The 16,379-nt window shown below is 34.5% G+C and carries 11 protein-coding genes; 9 read left to right on the top strand and 2 right to left on the bottom strand.

The annotated features are described in order from the left end of the window. Positions 1 to 74 precede the first annotated feature (74 nt). The 4 genes from OZY43_RS05950 to OZY43_RS05935 are packed head-to-tail and all read left to right on the top strand — an operon-like array spanning position 75 to position 6,230. Entirely contained in the window at positions 75 to 1,256 is a 1,182-nt protein-coding gene (locus OZY43_RS05950; protein WP_277164148.1) for an MFS transporter, read from the top strand. A gap of 27 nt (positions 1,257 to 1,283) precedes the next feature. After that, positions 1,284 to 2,249, top strand: coding sequence for an alpha/beta hydrolase (locus tag OZY43_RS05945; protein WP_277164147.1), 966 nt, complete (start codon positions 1,284 to 1,286; stop codon positions 2,247 to 2,249). Positions 2,250 to 2,301: 52 nt separating this feature from the next. After that, positions 2,302 to 4,749: a glycoside hydrolase family 2 TIM barrel-domain containing protein gene (locus OZY43_RS05940; RefSeq protein ID WP_277164146.1), complete on the top strand. Its 2,448-nt coding sequence runs from the start codon at positions 2,302 to 2,304 to the stop codon at positions 4,747 to 4,749. Between the two features lie 11 nt (positions 4,750 to 4,760). Continuing rightward, positions 4,761 to 6,230: a cellulase family glycosylhydrolase gene (locus tag OZY43_RS05935; RefSeq protein ID WP_277164145.1), complete on the top strand. Its 1,470-nt coding sequence runs from the start codon at positions 4,761 to 4,763 to the stop codon at positions 6,228 to 6,230. Positions 6,231 to 6,622: 392 nt separating this feature from the next. On the opposite strand, the gene abc-f is transcribed toward OZY43_RS05935, so the two are convergent. Both abc-f and OZY43_RS05925 read right to left on the bottom strand, forming a co-directional pair. Further along, positions 6,623 to 8,548 carry a ribosomal protection-like ABC-F family protein gene (abc-f, locus tag OZY43_RS05930; protein WP_277164144.1) on the bottom strand — a complete coding sequence of 642 codons (1,926 nt, stop codon included), beginning with the start codon at positions 8,546 to 8,548 and terminating at the stop codon, positions 6,623 to 6,625. Positions 8,549 to 8,659: 111 nt separating this feature from the next. Continuing rightward, a complete protein-coding gene (locus tag OZY43_RS05925) occupies positions 8,660 to 10,144 on the bottom strand; it encodes an FAD-dependent oxidoreductase (RefSeq protein WP_277164143.1) in 1,485 nt (494 codons plus the stop codon). Positions 10,145 to 10,308: 164 nt separating this feature from the next. On the opposite strand from OZY43_RS05925, the gene OZY43_RS05920 reads away from it, so the two are divergent. From OZY43_RS05920 to groES, 5 genes are all read left to right on the top strand, one after another. Then, on the top strand, positions 10,309 to 11,196 hold the full coding sequence (locus OZY43_RS05920; protein WP_277164142.1) for a LysR family transcriptional regulator: 888 nt from the start codon (positions 10,309 to 10,311) through the stop codon (positions 11,194 to 11,196). A 304-nt stretch (positions 11,197 to 11,500) separates the two neighbouring features. Then, positions 11,501 to 12,142, top strand: coding sequence for a redox-sensing transcriptional repressor Rex (locus OZY43_RS05915; RefSeq protein ID WP_277164141.1), 642 nt, complete (start codon positions 11,501 to 11,503; stop codon positions 12,140 to 12,142). 128 nt (positions 12,143 to 12,270) lie between these two features. Further along, positions 12,271 to 13,452 (top strand): MFS transporter, encoded by a 1,182-nt coding sequence (locus OZY43_RS05910; protein WP_277164140.1) that lies wholly within the window; start codon positions 12,271 to 12,273, stop codon positions 13,450 to 13,452. A 95-nt stretch (positions 13,453 to 13,547) separates the two neighbouring features. Continuing rightward, positions 13,548 to 15,638: a M13 family metallopeptidase gene (locus tag OZY43_RS05905; protein ID WP_277164139.1), complete on the top strand. Its 2,091-nt coding sequence runs from the start codon at positions 13,548 to 13,550 to the stop codon at positions 15,636 to 15,638. A 448-nt stretch (positions 15,639 to 16,086) separates the two neighbouring features. Continuing rightward, complete coding sequence (gene groES, locus OZY43_RS05900; RefSeq protein ID WP_277164138.1) at positions 16,087 to 16,371, top strand: co-chaperone GroES; 285 nt, start codon at positions 16,087 to 16,089, stop codon at positions 16,369 to 16,371. Positions 16,372 to 16,379 lie beyond the last annotated feature (8 nt).

Here is a 16,379-nt window from a genome sequence, read left to right as displayed (position 1 = left end):
TTGAATATAGCTATCTACAAATTAAAATAATAAACTTAATTTGTCGTTGAAAGCGTAAACAAAAAGGAGATAAAATGGAAAAGAAGAAATTAACTGCTGCAGTTGGTATGCTGAGCATGAATTTAATGTTAATGTCGACATCAACAGCTGGCTCTGCAATAGCTGCAATTGCAAAATCATTTCCAAGAGAACCAATTTCTAAGGTTCAATTAATAGGCTCAATTCCACAGTTAGGACAAATTATTGCGACTGCATTTTTTAGTTGGCTTGCTTTTAGATTTACACGAAAGAACATGGGTGTAATTTCAGTTGCAATAACTGCGATTGCAGGTTTAATTCCTGCCTTATATAGCAATAGCTTAAATTTGATTTTAGCATGTATGGTTTTGCTGGGTTTTGGTACAGGTGTAATTAGTAATGTTGTTCCAGTTTTGATTCAGGAAAACTTTGATGGTGAAGATCGTGCAACCGTTATGGGTTGGTCAGCTGGTGCAAACAATATAGGTATGATGTTGTTTACATTTTTAGGTGGTATGCTTGGTGGGACAAATTGGCGTAATCTATTTTGGGTTTATGGAATAGGATTAATTATTTTTGTAATTGCATACGTTTTAATTCCTAAAGATAAAAAGTTGGACCAAAGTAAAACTGAAAATAGTGGTAATAAAGAAAGTGTATTTTCACTTTTGAAGAGTTTAGATCCCTTTGTTTATTTTATTTACTTAATAACGTTCTTCTTATCAATTGCAATGATGACTTTTTTAGCTAATCAATCTATTTGCCTCGCTAGTCAAGGTAAAGGTACTGCTTATACAGCAACTGTTATAGCTGTTGGTAATATCGGAGGGATTATAACTGCGGCTGTACTCACTTATATAAGAAAACTTACTAAAAATGATACTATTGCCTGGGGATTCATTGCTTTTGCACTTTCTTTTGCTTGCATTATTTTCTCTACTAACGTAGTTATGCATGTTTTAGGAAATATGTTTTCAGGTATGGGAATTGTGATGGTTAATGCCACTGTTCCATTCGAATTGTCAACTTTAGCTGATCAAAAACACTTTACTGTGGCAATTTCAATTAATACATTGGTTTCATCTATTGCAGGAATGATTGTTCCTTTGATGCTTGCAGCAATTAAAATTCAACCAGGATTCAATTCTTTTATCTTTGGAATTTGTATTTCTATTGCTGTGGCAGCAATTCTCTTTGTTACAAGATTTGGTAATCAAATTGCTAAACGAGCAAATTAAAAAATCTAATTATTGTGAGGTAAAATTATGCAAATTAAAAAATTTAATTTAAATAAAAATAATCCTGATGTTACTTTAACAGCATATTTATTAGATGATTCACATGAAATGCTTAAAGGAACACCACGGCCAGCATTAATTATTTGTCCAGGAGGAGGATATTTTAGTTGTTCTGATCGTGAAGCTGAACCTGTTGCAATGTATTTTGCTAATCAGGGTTACCATACTTTTGTACTTAGATATACAACTTATGCTAAAGGTAGTTTAGCTATGCCAGATTTATCTAAGCCATTACCAGAAAAGAAAGAATCACAATATCCGAAACAAATACGAGAATTAGGACAGTCAATGTTGCTGATAAGGAAGAATGCTGAAAAATGGCACATTGATTCTAAAAGAATCGGAGTGTGTGGCTTTTCAGCAGGCGGCCATGTTGCAGCATTGTATTCAACTGTGTTTAATGAGCCAGTTCTGACTGATTACTTGGGAGCTACTGCAAAAGAATTACGTCCAGCAGCCACAATTTTAGGCTATGCGATTACTGATTATCATTTATTGGATCAGGATGTAAAAGCTAAAAAGAACTCACCAATGGATTATGCATTTATGAAAGCTTCAAATGTTGCCTTTTTGGGTCAAGAATTTCCTGATGAGGAAACAGAATGGAAAGTGAGTCCTGTTGATCATGTCGATACTGATACACCTCCGTTCTTTATCTGGACGACTGCTACTGACCCTTTGGTTACGCCAATTAATTCTTTAAACTTAGCAAAAGTATTAGCAGAACATAAAGTTCCTTATGAAATTCATATTTTTGGTGAAGGTGGTCATGGATTAAGTTTAGGTACTCAAGCGGTTGCCGAAGCAAAGTCACAAATAAATCCAAAAGTTGGTCAATGGACGACTTTGTGTACTAAATGGTTGGAAAAATATTTTGCCCTTGATTTACCAGAAAAAAGCGATTTTGAAAAAATGCAAGAAAAAATCAAGTAAATAAAAGTGTGCGTTTAAAGCACACTTTTTGTTATGAAAGAAGTACATTTCAATGAAAAAAGAAAATTGGAATAAAGATTGGTATTTTTGGGAAGATAAAAATTCGTTTTCGTTAGTTTGGACAACTCCAGATAATGCACAAAAAGTTACGCTACCACATGATGCAATGATAATGGGTAAACGAAATAAGAATAGTAGTAACGGTGGGAATACAGGCTATTATGATGGCGGAACTTTTGTTTATACGAAAGACCTATTTGTTACACAAAATCAAATTAATCAAAATTTTATTTTGAATTTCGAGGGAGTATATAAAGATGCTCAAGTTTTTGTTAATGGTCAGTTAGCAGGTCAAAATCATTATGGCTATTCGAATTTCTATGTTTATTTAAATGATTATTTAAACTTTGATAAGCATAATGAAATACGTGTCGTGACCAAATCAGGTGCAGAGCCCAACAGTCGTTGGTATTCTGGAGCTGGTATTTATCGTGACGTTTATTTATTAACTAGTGGTAGTACTTATATTTGCTCTGATAATATTTTTGTTAAGACAAGATCAATTACGAATTCACTTGCTACTTTGCAAGCAGAGATAACGATTAATAATACAGGATATAAGAATGAGTTTTGTTTACAAACAATTGTCTATGATAACGAAAACAAAGTAGTTACCAAGGAAGAATCTCAAGTAGTCCTGTTTGCCAATGAAAAGCGAAATTTAAGACAGCGATTGTATGTTAATCAACCTAAATTATGGGATGCGGAACATCCGAACCTATATACAGTGGACTTTAGATTATTAGAAAATAATGATTTGGCTGATGAAGAAAAAGTAGTTACAGGTATCAGGCAATTAACTTTAGATCCCATTAATGGACTTGCAGTTAATGGAAACTCAGTTAAGTTAAGAGGTGCTGCAATTCATCATGACAGTGGTTTACTGGGTTCTATGACATTACAAAAAAATTCTTATCGTCAGATATACTTACTGAAAAAAGCTGGCTTTAATGCTATTAGAATGGCTCATCAACCGGCTGCACCAGCACTTCTTCGTGCTTGTGATGAATTAGGAATGTATATTTTGGATGAAACTTTTGATATGTGGAATCGAAGTAAATCTGATTATGATTATAGCCTTAATTTTTCTTCTGATTGGCATAACGACGTAGCAGCAATGGCTAAAAAGGACTTTAATCATCCTAGCGTTATTTTGTATTCTATTGGTAATGAAATTCCAGAGATTGCAACTGATCAGGGGTTGAAAATTTGCGAACAAATCAATAGCTTGATTAAGAAACTTGATGATACAAGATATACTCTTGCCGCTATTAATGGTATGTACACTGTCGGAACTGATTTGTTGAAAATCATTGTTAATGTTACATATAAGCAAGAAAAAAAGAAGTTAAGTGATCAAAATGTAAATGAATTTATGACATATATGGATAAGTATCTTGATCAAATAGTTACCGATCCAGCTATTTCTAAACAAATTAAAAAGGTAGCTGCTCAAATTGATATAGTTGGTTATAACTATATGGGAGCAAGATACAAACAAGATAGTGATTCTTATCCTAATCAAATTATGGTAGGCAGTGAAACTTATCCACCAGAAATTGCTCGTAATTGGAATAATGTCTTGAAATTATCACAGGTAATTGGAGACTTTACTTGGACTGGTTGGGACTATTTAGGTGAGGCCGGTGTTGGCGTCCCTAGTTATCATTTTGGTGATGGTGGCTTTGGTGCAAAATTTCCAATTTTAACTTCTAATGTTGGTGATTTCGACTTAATTGGTTTTAGAAGACCTATCTCTTATTATCGTGAAATTGTCTTTGGCTTACGTCAAGCTCCATATATTGCAGTACAGGACCCACATCATTATGGAAAGCAAGTTCAGTTAACTCCATGGATTTTGAGTGATACCGTATCAAGCTGGTCATGGGATGTACCTGAAAATTCTAAATTAATTGTGGAAGTCTATAGCGGAGGAACTGAAGTCGAATTATTTTTAAATGGTCATAGTTTAGGAAGAAAGCCTGCAGGAGAGAAAGTTAATTATCGTACTTTGTTTGAAACAAATTATGTTAAAGGCGAATTAGTTGCAGTATCTTACGATAATGGAAAGGAATTAGCAAGGACAGAGTTACTTTCAGCTCAGGGAGCTACACAATTGAAATTAAAACCTGAGACGTTATTTAATCAGTTAGATTTTCATGAGAGTCATAATCTATCTTATATCGATGTGAAGCTAGTCGATGATCAAGGAACAACGATAACAGATGAAGATGTCCTGTTCACTGTTGAAGTTGTTTCAGGAAATGCAAAGATTTTAGCAGTTGGTAGTGGAAATCCTAAACCTATAACAGAATTGAATAATAAGAGTAGTAATACTTATCAGGGTAGAGCATTAATTATTATAGAGCGAACAGGAAAAGAAGTGGTCAGTTTGAATGTGAAAACTGAAACTGGATTATCCATAACTACACAACTATAAAGGAGTTTCTAATGATAAATTTTAAGGTTAATTCAAAAGAGCAGCGTAGTTTTCCTCATTATTGGGAATTATGTGTTGGTAGTAGTCACGCATATACAGCTTTAAGGGCTGACTATCAGAAACAATTGGAGAAAGCACATCGAGAGTTAGGATTTAAATATGTGCGTTTTCACGGTATTTTTGATGATGAAATGAGCATCTGCACAGAAATGACCGGGTTTGATGGAATTTCACATGGTATGATTTATAATTTTGAAAATATTGACACTATTTTTGATTTTTTGCTTTCAATAGGTATGAAACCTTTTGTAGAGTTAGGGTTCATGCCTGAATGTTTGGCATCTAGTAAAGGAAAAATATTCCCTTACGGTGGTAACAATTCTATGCCTAAGTCTGATGAAAAATGGCAAGAATTAATTAGTAAATTTATCAAACATGTTTTAAAAAGATATGGCACAGAAGAAGTAGAATCTTGGTTTTTCGAGATTTGGAACGAACCAAACTTACCATTATTCTTTGCGGGAAATAAAAATGATTACTTTCATTTGTATGAAATAACTGTAAGAGCAATTAAAGCGATTAATGGTAATTTAAAAGTTGGTGGTCCTGCAACTTCCTTTAATTCATGGATTCCAGAGATGATAGATTTTTGTGAAGAAAATGCTGTACCTTTAGATTTTATATCTACCCATCATTATCCAACAGATGATCCACTATGGAAAAGTGGAATGGATATTGAAGAATATTTTAGTAAGACACACGGTGGAGATGCAAAATATCCGCGAGGTGTTCTTAAAGAAATGACGCAAAAAACTAAGCAGCAAGCAAAAAATTATCCGCTTTATTATACGGAATGGAACGTATCTGCTATGCTTGGGGATAGCATTCATGATGAGCCTTATGCTTCTGCAATGATTGCTAAGACATTGGCTGACAATGATGGCTTAGTTGATGGCTATTCATTTTGGACTTTTTCAGATATATTTGAAGAACAATTTCAAAAGCCAAATGTATTTCATGGTGGTTTTGGTTTGCAAACATATCAGGGTATTGCTAAACCTGCATATCGAATTTTTGAACTATTCCATCAATTAGGAAATATCCGTTTACAAGTAACATCTTCGCAACCTGAAGCAACAGCTGAGATGTTAGCAGTAAAGAAAAACGGAGCGGTTCAGTTAATTATATATAATCACAATGTACCAACAGAAGAAATAAGTGACTTAGAAATTTTAATTGATATAGAAAAAGATTATAATCAAAAAGTAAGCTCAATTAGAATTGATGATGATCATGCTAACGCAAAAGGATATTGGCAAGAAATAGGGGTGCCTGAGTATCTTACTTTAAGCCAGATCAAGGAATTAGATGAAGCATCATCTTTAAAAGTTGAAAAACTTAATTGTGAGAATGGAAAAATTAAAACGGTAATTCCTGCTAATGGATGTATGTTTATTACAATAGAAAATTATTTTGATTGATTTAACGAATTGTTTTAGAGGTTTAGATTTGTTGCTTTTCAAATAAATTAACTGCATAGTATAATTTTGCTTTTTTGCTCTGGCTGGTAATGACTCAGCTGGAATGTTAATTAGGGATACCTATGGTCCAAATATGCCAGGAACCGAAGCAGGCTCTGTCTTTTATTCTGGTAAACATGTTGCTTATGTTATCGCTGATAATAAATAAAATTAATTGATAGCAAGTTTAATGATCAATAAAATTTAAAAATCTCGAAATTAGTGTAGCTAACTTTGGGATTTTTTCTTTCAGTCAGAATCCCAACTTTTTATCTGTTCCAAAATTTAGTCAAAATAAAACCCTGAAATCAGGTTGTCCTAATTTCGGGGTTTAGATTGTAATTTACTTTTTGTTATTCAAAATTATCTAACTCGGTTAATGCCTGTTCCCAAGCTTCATTGGCCTTATCTAATTCGGTCTGCGTGGCCGTTAGGTCCTCTTGCAATGGTCCTAATTTGCCAAAGTCAGAAGCAATGTCGGGATTAGCCATTTGGGTTTGAATGTCTTGCTCTTTTTGTTCTAATTCTTCAATTTTGGCTTCAACATCTTCTACTTGACGTTGCAATTTGCGTTTTTGCGAGTCGCGTTGCTTTTGCTCTTGATAAGATAGTTTAGTGGAATTAGCAGCTGTTGTTTCTACTTGTGCATTCTGATTAGCGGGAGTTACGGTATTAGCAGCAGTTTGTTTAGCCTGTTCATCTAAGTAATACGAATAGTTACCTTCGTAAATTTGGGCATGATTATCTTTGACGGCAACAATCTTGTTCGCTAGTTGATTGATAAAGTACCGATCATGGGAAACAAAGAGCAAGGTACCGTCGAACTTTTGCAAAGCTTGTTCTAGCACTTCTTTAGCTTCAATATCCAAGTGGTTGGTTGGTTCATCCATCAGTAAGAAGTTATTGTGCTCAAGCGACAAGACAGTTAGAGTCAAGCGGGCTTTTTGCCCACCGGATAATTGGCCGACAGTCTTATCAATATCTTTAGCAGTAAATAAAAAGCTAGCAAGGATTGAGCGGACATCACGCTCAGGCATTGTTTTGTGTCTATCCCAGATAGTATCAAGAACAGTTTTCCCCTGTTCTAAGCCCTGTAATTCTTGGTCGTAATAGCCGATATCAAGCGAGGCACCGTATTTAATAGAACCAGCTTTGGATTTTAATTCCTTCATAATGGTCTTAAGCAAGGTTGATTTACCAATGCCGTTAGGACCAATAACAGCTACTCGATCACCCTTGTTAATTTGAAATGAAATATCTTTAACCATTGTCTTAGTAGGGTAACCAATTGTTAAGTGGTTGAGAATGAGTACTTCCTTGCCTGATGGTCGTTCACTTTTGAAATTAATTCGCACCTTATTTTTGTGTTTCGGTGGCTTAATTCGTTCAATTTTTTCTAATTGCTTACGGCGGCTTTGTGCTCGTTTAGTAGTTGTTGCCCGTACAATATTTTTTTGAATGAATTCCTCATCTTTTTTAATCTTATCTTGTTGTTTTTCGTAAGCTTCTTCTTGTTGGCGGTCGCGAAGCTCACGCTGTGCAACGTAATTCGAATAGTTACCTTTAAAAGGTGTCAATTTACCAAATTGTAATTCGAAAATTTGGTTGGCTAAGTGATCTAAAAAGTACTGATCATGAGAAACAACTAAAATTGCACCAGCATATCCTTTAAGGAAGTTTTCTAACCAATCTAATGTATCAAGATCTAAATAGTTTGTGGGCTCATCAAGCAGCAATAGTGGTGGCTTGCGTAATAATAATTTAACAAATGCTAATCGCGTTTTTTCCCCACCAGAAAGACTGCCGATTACTTTAGACCAAGTCGTTTCCGGAAAGTTAAAGCCGTTGAGAATGCTCTTAATATCTGCTTGATAAGTGTAACCGCCTTGCTGTTCAAAGTTAAACTGCATCTGATCATACTGCTTAAGTAAGGCTTTGTCTTCAGGATGATTAGCGATTTTTTCTTGCATGACAGCAATTCTTTCACCTATCTTGATTAGTTGCGTAAAAACCTCCAGCATTTCATTCCAGATTGTTTTATCTTCATTTAGACTATTTTCCTGAGCAATATAACCAACGTCGATTCCCTTATTAATGGTAAACTCGCCGTGAGTTGCATCTTCTTCACCGGTCATAATTTTAAGTAGAGTGGTCTTGCCAACTCCATTGGGACCAACGAGTCCAATCCGTGCATTTGCATCAATTGAAAAGTTGACGTGTTTAAATAAAGTATTGGCACCGAATTGTTTTTCTAAATCGTGTCCTTGTGCAATTATCATATTTTTCACCTAGAAACCATTTTAGCATATTATTTTGACCTGGTGAAAATTCATCATGGAAAAGACAAAAATAAGTCGTACATTACAATTATGCACGACTTATTTCAAATATTAATTTTCAGCAGCTTGTTGTCCGGCTAAGCGACCAAAGGTTTGAGCATGACTTGCGGCTAAACCAGGAATTCGATCTGGATAACTACCAAAGAAGAAGCCACCACTGGCATTTCCAGCTGCATAAAGGTGTTGGATGGGTTCGTAATCTTGGTTAAGAACTTCCATTTTCTTATTAATTCTTAAGCCATCAAGTGTATCTAGAACACGACCACCTAAAATACAACCATAATATGGTTTCTTCTCGATTGGTGTTAAGCGGTAAGCTTCTTTACCAAAGTCTTGATCAATATTGGCTGTTACTAAATTATTATTACGTTTAACAGTATTAACTAAATTTTTAACTGGCAAATTTAATTTTTGCGCTAGTTCTTCAATTGTATTAGCTTTAACAACTAGTCCTTTTTTAACATATTGTTCAGTATCAGCCATCAATTTTTCAGCACTAGCCATATAACCAGGGAAGCCTACTCTAGCACAACCTAAAGTATGGAATTGTTTTGCATATTCACCATAATTATCATCCCAGATCATTGCATAGAGATAACCGGGTTGTTTGCTTGCAGCATTGACGATAAATTGATAAGGAACAGATTCATTAGCAAATCTTTTACCACGTAAATTAACTTTTAATAAAGGATGACTGCCAAGCCAAAGCCAATCTTGATAGGTATCTGTTTGAACATACATGTCTTCGGTCTTTTTACCTACAGGTACTAGTCCACGGTCAAAAATACATTCAGCAGGTTCTTCATCTTTGATAGCACCGATTTCTATTGCAGCAGTAATACCTTTACCTGTATTACGAGGACTATCATTATAAACATTCTTCTTTAAAGATAATGGATTCCATTTTTTAAGTAATTTTGTATTCGCAGCATATCCACCTGAACAAATAATTACACCTTTAGATGCATTAATTTGGATATCTTGATTTTCTTGACTTCTATGGGCAATTACACCAGTAACTTGGTTATTTTTACTTATTAATTTAACTAGTTCTGTGTTAAATTCCAAATCTACACCCATTTCGGTTACTTTTTGAATAAACCATTTGCCATAAGAAGTAAAAGTCTTATCATCAAAAGTTGGATCGTTCTCTGTTGCAAAGCCTTGATATGCGTGGCCTGTCACCATAGCATCTGGTTCTGCTCGTAAATGAGCACCATGAGGTTTCAGAATATTATCTTCAACCCAGTTAACAGCTTCAGCACTATGATCAGCCCAATGATAAATTAAGCCTTCATCGACATTGTGTTGGGCAAAAGCTGCTAAATATTCGACTAAATCATATTTATTAATTGTCATGTTTGCTCGCTTTTGCGCATTAGTTCCAACTCCGGCTAAGCCAACACGTAATAGGTTAATAGAATCTTCTTTTTCAATGACAGTAACTTTGGCACCTTTTTCAGCTGCGGCAGCTGCGGCCATCATACCAGCATTTCCCGCTCCTACTACTAGAACTTCTGTATTAATTTCTTTCATTTTCAATTTGCCTTTCATAATTAAATGAATTATTTTAAGTAGCGTAAATAAATATCGATATTTTTGTAGCGCTTACATTGATAAACATATCACAATAAATATATCGCGTGAAATTGGAAAATATAATTGCTAATAATAAAAACTTATGAATGGAAGATAATTATATGAATTTTGATCATTTAAAAATATTTATTAATTTGGCTGAGACACTAAATTTTTCTAAGACTGCAGCTTCAATGAGTGTTTCTCAGCCAGCAGTGTCACAGGCAATTCACTCGTTAGAAAATGAAATTGGTTTTACACTATTTCAACGAACTAAGCGAGAAGTAAAGTTAACAGTAAGTGGGCATATGTTTTATACAAAAGTTCAGCTTGCTGTTAAAATTTTAGATAAAGCCATTTTTGAAAGTCGCGAAAATTATCAGCGTGAAAAAAGTTCATTGACAATTGGCTTAACTGGGACATCCTTTGAAGCTCATATTTTGCCTAAGTTGATTAGAGATTATTGTCAATTGAATCAAGATATTAGGGTATATGTAGAATATTATGACCATAATCAATTAAAACAAAATTTAATTCAACAAACCTGTGACGTGATTTTTACAACAGAAGATGATGTAGTAGATTATAAAGAAATAGCTTATTACTCTTTAATAAAGGGAAACTTTAGTGTAGCAGTTCCATCAAATAATTTATTAGTCAGAAATAAAAAAATAAAACTTGATATGTTGAATAATCAAAGAATTATTTTATTTGTTAACAGTTGGTGTCCGCCTGAACAATTAAAATTGCAAAATTTAATAAAAACCTCTTGTCCAGATGCTGAATGTATTATTGTTAATAATTTTGCAGCAATCGATACGATGGTTGAATCAGGTTTAGGTATTGCCGTTATACCAGATTTTACTGAATACGAAAATCATGAATTTTTTAAAATCATTCCGTTAGATTATCCTGTTTCATTGTCATATGGTGCAGTTGTTCTTAAACCACCAGTTTCGATTAGTGCTAATAGTTTTGCTAAATGGATAATGAAAAAGAAACTAGATTAAATATTAATAAATTGTTATACTCCTAGTTCTTAATTGCAGTTTAACTAAAAGCTTGGTGTTTGTCTGGAAAAATTAGTTAAGTGGCTACATAATGCAGTTAACTAGTTATTGTGGTTAGTTAAGTGGTAAAAATAATTATTTTATTTATCTGCTAGTAACGCTTATTCACTAGGATATCAGGCTTTTTTGTGGTAAAATTTACAAGATTGTGAAAAAAACATTTGCAATAATCGTAATTTTATAGGTAAAATAATACTGATTGGTGCTTAATTCACAAACTAAATGTGGGAGGCTTTTTATAAAAATGGAAAAAATCAAAATTCCTACGGCAACAGCTAAGAGATTGCCGCTTTATTATCGGTATTTAATCATCTTAAATGAGAGCGGCAAAGAGAAAGTTTCTTCAACCGAATTGTCTGATGCTGTTCAAGTTGATAGTGCATCAATTCGACGGGACTTTTCTTACTTTGGTGCTTTAGGTAAGCGTGGCTACGGTTACGATGTTAAGAGCTTATTATCGTTTTTTAAAAAAATCTTGAACCAAGATACGCTGACTAATGTTGCTTTAGTAGGTGTGGGTAATTTAGGTCACGCGCTGCTTAATTACAACTTTAAGCGCAGCAATAACATTCGGATTTCTTGTGCATTTGATATTGATCAGAAAATTACAGGTAAAATTTTAAGTGGGGTTCCTGTTTATAGTATGGCGGAACTCAATAAGCAATTAAGTGATCAACAGATTTCCATTGCTATTTTGACAGTTCCTTCATCTACTGCTCAAGCGACGGCTGATGAAATGATTGATGCCGGAATTAAAGGTATTATGAACTTTACGCCGATCCGTCTTTCTGCACCAAGCGGGATTCGTGTGCAAAATGTTGATTTGGCAACGGAATTACAAACGTTAATTTACTTTCTTGATTCTGATAAGGATAGGAATAAGTAATTATTGATCAAGGCTGTTGCACCGAGATAATTAATATGCAAATTACTAATGTTGTCGATCCAGAAGTAGTAGCCGTATTGTTTTTAAGGAAAAATAATACGGCTATTTACTTTATATGATCGAGAAAAATGAAAAATCAAGAATTAAATAATAAAAGAAAATTATTGTTAGGCTATACTGTATCAGGTTTTGGTGACCAGTTTTATACTTTTGCGGTACCATTACTTATTTTAGCGTTTAATCATTCACCAGTGACAATGGGTTTGCTAACGGCAACAGAATATTTGCCAACCGCACTTTTCGGCTTAGTGATTGGGGTTTTGTTTGATATCTATAATAAGCGGCGCGTGATGTTAATCACGCTGCTTGCGCAAATGGGATTGGTATTACTAATTCCAATCATGATTTTTAAGCAGTGGCCTTTTTGGTGTCTTTTGACAGCAATTTTTGTTTTTGGTACCTTTGATTTATTGTCGTGGGTGGGTTATCAGACCATGCTTGCAGAATCATTATCAGCAGAAGAATTAGCTCAGGTTTCTGGCCAAGTAGGTTTAGTTTCATCAATTCAACGAATGTTGGGGCCAGGAGTTGCTTCACTTATTATTAATGTAATGGGTTATCTAAGTGGTTTCTCACTTGATAGTGTTAGCTTTGGCTATCTGGCTTATATAATTAAAGACGTTCATGAAGATGATGTTAGCCCGAAAACGCAAAATATTAAGGATAAAATTACTGCTGGTTTGAAGTTTATTTGGCAGAATCAACAATTGAAATGGTTAATTGCTGGTTTCTTTGTTGCTAATCTTGGGTTTCAGGTAGTAGTACCGATGTTGACTTTTACGTTAAAGCAGTATCTTAAAGTATCAGTCAGCATGGTTAGTGTCTTTTTCACGGCTGCTGCAATTGCTAGTATTCTAGCCAATTTTATTTATTTGCATTTTAATCAAAAAATTAAGCTAGGCCTGCAGCTAATTATTAGTGGTAGTTTGATTTTAGCGGGTTTTATGCTGATGTTGCTGCTTAATTCACTGCTAACGGTTACGCTAGGATATATATTGGTATCCTTTGGCAGTGTCTGGTCACAGGCGAACTTCTTTACGATAGTTCAAGCATTAACTAAAAAAGAATATCGCGGGATGGTAACTTCCGCTGCAACTACTCTAACTAGAATTATGGGAGCAGTGATGGCTGTGGTCAGTGGCTTTCTTGCTAAAATAGATATTCATTTAATTTTTATAACAGCTGCTAGCATGATGCTTATTTCTATTTACATTATGTGTGAAAAGCATCTAATTAAATTAACGCTATAATAGAAATGGTTTTGCATAAAAAATATATTTTTTAATAGAAGAATATTGCTATAATAAAGCTTAGTGATTAAGTTGCTTGTACATGAGGTAAATAAATGAAGAAAAGATCAAGGATAATAGCGATACTTACTGCTATTATAATGAGTGGTTCTCTTGTTTTAACTAATACTAGTAATTATCTTAGTCAGCCAGTTTCAGCTGCTACTAGTAAAAGTAAAATTAACCAGCACCGCAGTAAGCAAGTTAAAGGAAAACGTGGGGGCATTGGCAATACGCTCAAACCTCAAATCGGTACGCGTCCACAAGATAATTTGTATTTAGCTGTTAATTCTAAATGGCTAAAGCAAGCTAAAATACCAGTAGATGGTACTCGTACTGGTGCTTTTGATGAGCTTTCGACTAAGGTAAATACTGAATTAAGTCAAGATATGGCAGCTTTTGCTAATGGCAAAAAGCCACTGCCGAATATTCCTAATTTTGCTAAGGCTGTTGCTTTATATAAGCAAGCTCGAGATATGGATCAGCGTAATCGCGATGGTGCTGGACCAATTAAACAGGATTTAGCAGAACTAGAAGACATTAAGGATTTTGCTGATTTTAATACTAAAGCAACAAAACTATTTAATGAAACGATGCCGCTGCCAATTGGGTGGGATGTAGAGCCTGATTTGAAAAATGCCCGAAAGAATGACCTCTACTTTGGCGCCGCTGGAACATTTTTACCTGATACTACTAGCTATCAAGATGCTAATGCAAAAGAGTTACTCGATATTTTTAAAAAACAATCTATTAATCTATTAAAATTAGCCGGTGTATCAGAAGCTGAAGCAACTACCTATGTTGAAAATGCGCTTAAGTTTGATAGTAAGATAGCGCAAAATACTAAGTCAGCTGAAGATAGCGCCGAAGTGACTAGCAATTATCATCCAATGAATGTCAAAGATTTTGAGGCGAAATTTAGTGACTTTGATATGGCGGGCTTTTTACAAAGAGCAATTGGTAAAGAACCTGACCAGATTATTGTCACGGATCCGAACTTCTTGAATAATGTTAACAAGTTGCTCAATAAGGATAATTTCGCTGAAATTAAAGGTTGGATGATCGTTGAATTCATTAATGGTGTTGCAGGAAATTTGTCACAGCAATTTATTGACGCCAGCGCACCATTTGCGCAAGCAGAATCTGGTCAAAAGGAATTGTCTTCAACTGCAAAACAGGCATTTGCAATTACAGATAGTGATTATGCTGACCTAATAGGTGAATATTATGGCCAAACCTATTTTGGTTCTGCTGCTAAAAAAGATGTCACTAAGATAGTTAAGCAAATTTTGAAAATTTACGAACATCGTTTGCAAAAAAATAAGTGGCTGTCTAAGTCAACCAGACAAAAGGCAATTGCTAAATTAAAGACAATGAAGGTTAAGGTCGGGTACCCAGGCGATGTTACCGACTTTTATGATGATATAAAAGTGGTTCCGGCAAGCCAAGGTGGTAGTTTGTATGCTAATCGAAAAGCAATGACTATCCAAGCCCTTAAGGAAAGCATCTTAGAGTTAGATGAACCTGTTAATCGTGATGATTGGTATTTCACTGGCGATGAAGTTAATGCAGGCTATAATGATGAACAAAATGATATCACTATTCCTGCAGCTATCTTGCAAGCACCATTTTATAGTAAGAAGCAAAGTAAGGCTGCTAACTTGGGCGGTATTGGCGCAGTTATTGGTCATGAAATATCTCATGCCTTTGATAATAATGGTGCTAAATTTGATAAATATGGTAGTTTGCATAATTGGTGGACTAAAAAAGATCATGCTGCATTTAATAAGCGGATTAAGGCAGAAATCAAATTATTTAATGGTATCAAGTATGGCGGTAAAAAGGTTAACGGTAAGCTGACAGTATCAGAGAATATTGCCGATCAAGGTGGATTATCTGTGGCCATAGCAGCTGCTAAGAAGGATCACGTTAGTTTGCGTGAACTTTTTAAAAATTATGCTCGAATTTGGCGGTTAAAAGCAAGTCCAGAAGTGACTCAAGGCTTACTCGCCACTGATGTTCACTCACCTAATGCCTTGCGAGCTAATGTACAAGTACAGTGCCAACCGGACTTCTATAAGGTCTTTAAAGTTAAGAAGACGGATGGTATGTGGCTGCCGCCAAAAAAGCGGGTACTAATTTGGTAATATTTCTTTTTGAGTTATAGTAAGATGAACCCTGAAATTAAGATGAATTAATTTCTAGGGTTTTTATTATGGTTAAATTATTTTACTAAGCTGATTGCAAACGGCATTCTAAGTTTAACTAGTAAAAACAATATTTTGCGCACATGTAATAGTTTTACACACTGTTTTTTACAGTTTTAATTTAAATTAGATAGTATTTGATGATGATAAGAGCAAAAAATTAGTTGAAAAATGGATAAGAAAAATTTTAATTATATGCGACGTGATGCGAGTTAAGAACTTGCAAAAAATAAAATTAGCACTTTTTTGCCTAAAGTGCTAATTTTTTCTTGCATTTTTTGGCAAAAGAGGTTATTATCATATTTGTAAGTTAGCACTTAGCTAATAAGAGTGCTAACTACTTAATAACAATAATAAGATTTAGCAAAATTAATTTTAGGAGGCAGTCATGTTACAACCAATCGGTGATCGCGTGATCGTAAAAGTTAAAGAAGAAGAAGAAAAGACTGTAGGCGGCATCGTCTTAGCATCTAATGCTAAAGAAAAGCCAACTGAAGGCGAAATCGTTGCTGTTGGTGCAGGTACTTATGCTGAAAACGGCGATAAGATCCCAATGACAGTTAAAAAGGGCGACGTTGTATTATATGACAAGTATTCTGGTACTGACGTTAAATACGAAGGTGAGAAGTACTTGGTCCTTCATGAAAAAGATATTTTAGCAATTGTTGAATAATTAAGGAG

It is taken from the genome of Lactobacillus sp. ESL0785 (assembly GCF_029395455.1).
Lineage (GTDB): Bacteria > Bacillota > Bacilli > Lactobacillales > Lactobacillaceae > Lactobacillus.
Note: the sequence above shows the minus strand (reverse complement) of the source record. Positions and strands in the feature narration are given on the sequence as shown.

Bases quoted from the DNA above. Each gene is read 5' to 3' on its own strand.
- groES (WP_277164138.1), top strand. From the start codon at position 16,087: ATGTTACAACCAATCGGTGATCGCGTGATCGTAAAAGTTAAAGAAGAA.
- OZY43_RS05905 (WP_277164139.1), top strand. From the start codon at position 13,548: ATGAAGAAAAGATCAAGGATAATAGCGATACTTACTGCTATTATAATG.
- OZY43_RS05940 (WP_277164146.1), top strand. From the start codon at position 2,302: ATGAAAAAAGAAAATTGGAATAAAGATTGGTATTTTTGGGAAGATAAA.
- OZY43_RS05925 (WP_277164143.1), bottom strand. From the start codon at position 10,144: ATGAAAGAAATTAATACAGAAGTTCTAGTAGTAGGAGCGGGAAATGCT.
- OZY43_RS05910 (WP_277164140.1), top strand. From the start codon at position 12,271: ATGAAAAATCAAGAATTAAATAATAAAAGAAAATTATTGTTAGGCTAT.
- OZY43_RS05950 (WP_277164148.1), top strand. From the start codon at position 75: ATGGAAAAGAAGAAATTAACTGCTGCAGTTGGTATGCTGAGCATGAAT.
- OZY43_RS05945 (WP_277164147.1), top strand. From the start codon at position 1,284: ATGCAAATTAAAAAATTTAATTTAAATAAAAATAATCCTGATGTTACT.
- abc-f (WP_277164144.1), bottom strand. From the start codon at position 8,548: ATGATAATTGCACAAGGACACGATTTAGAAAAACAATTCGGTGCCAAT.
- OZY43_RS05935 (WP_277164145.1), top strand. From the start codon at position 4,761: ATGATAAATTTTAAGGTTAATTCAAAAGAGCAGCGTAGTTTTCCTCAT.
- OZY43_RS05915 (WP_277164141.1), top strand. From the start codon at position 11,501: ATGGAAAAAATCAAAATTCCTACGGCAACAGCTAAGAGATTGCCGCTT.
- OZY43_RS05920 (WP_277164142.1), top strand. From the start codon at position 10,309: ATGAATTTTGATCATTTAAAAATATTTATTAATTTGGCTGAGACACTA.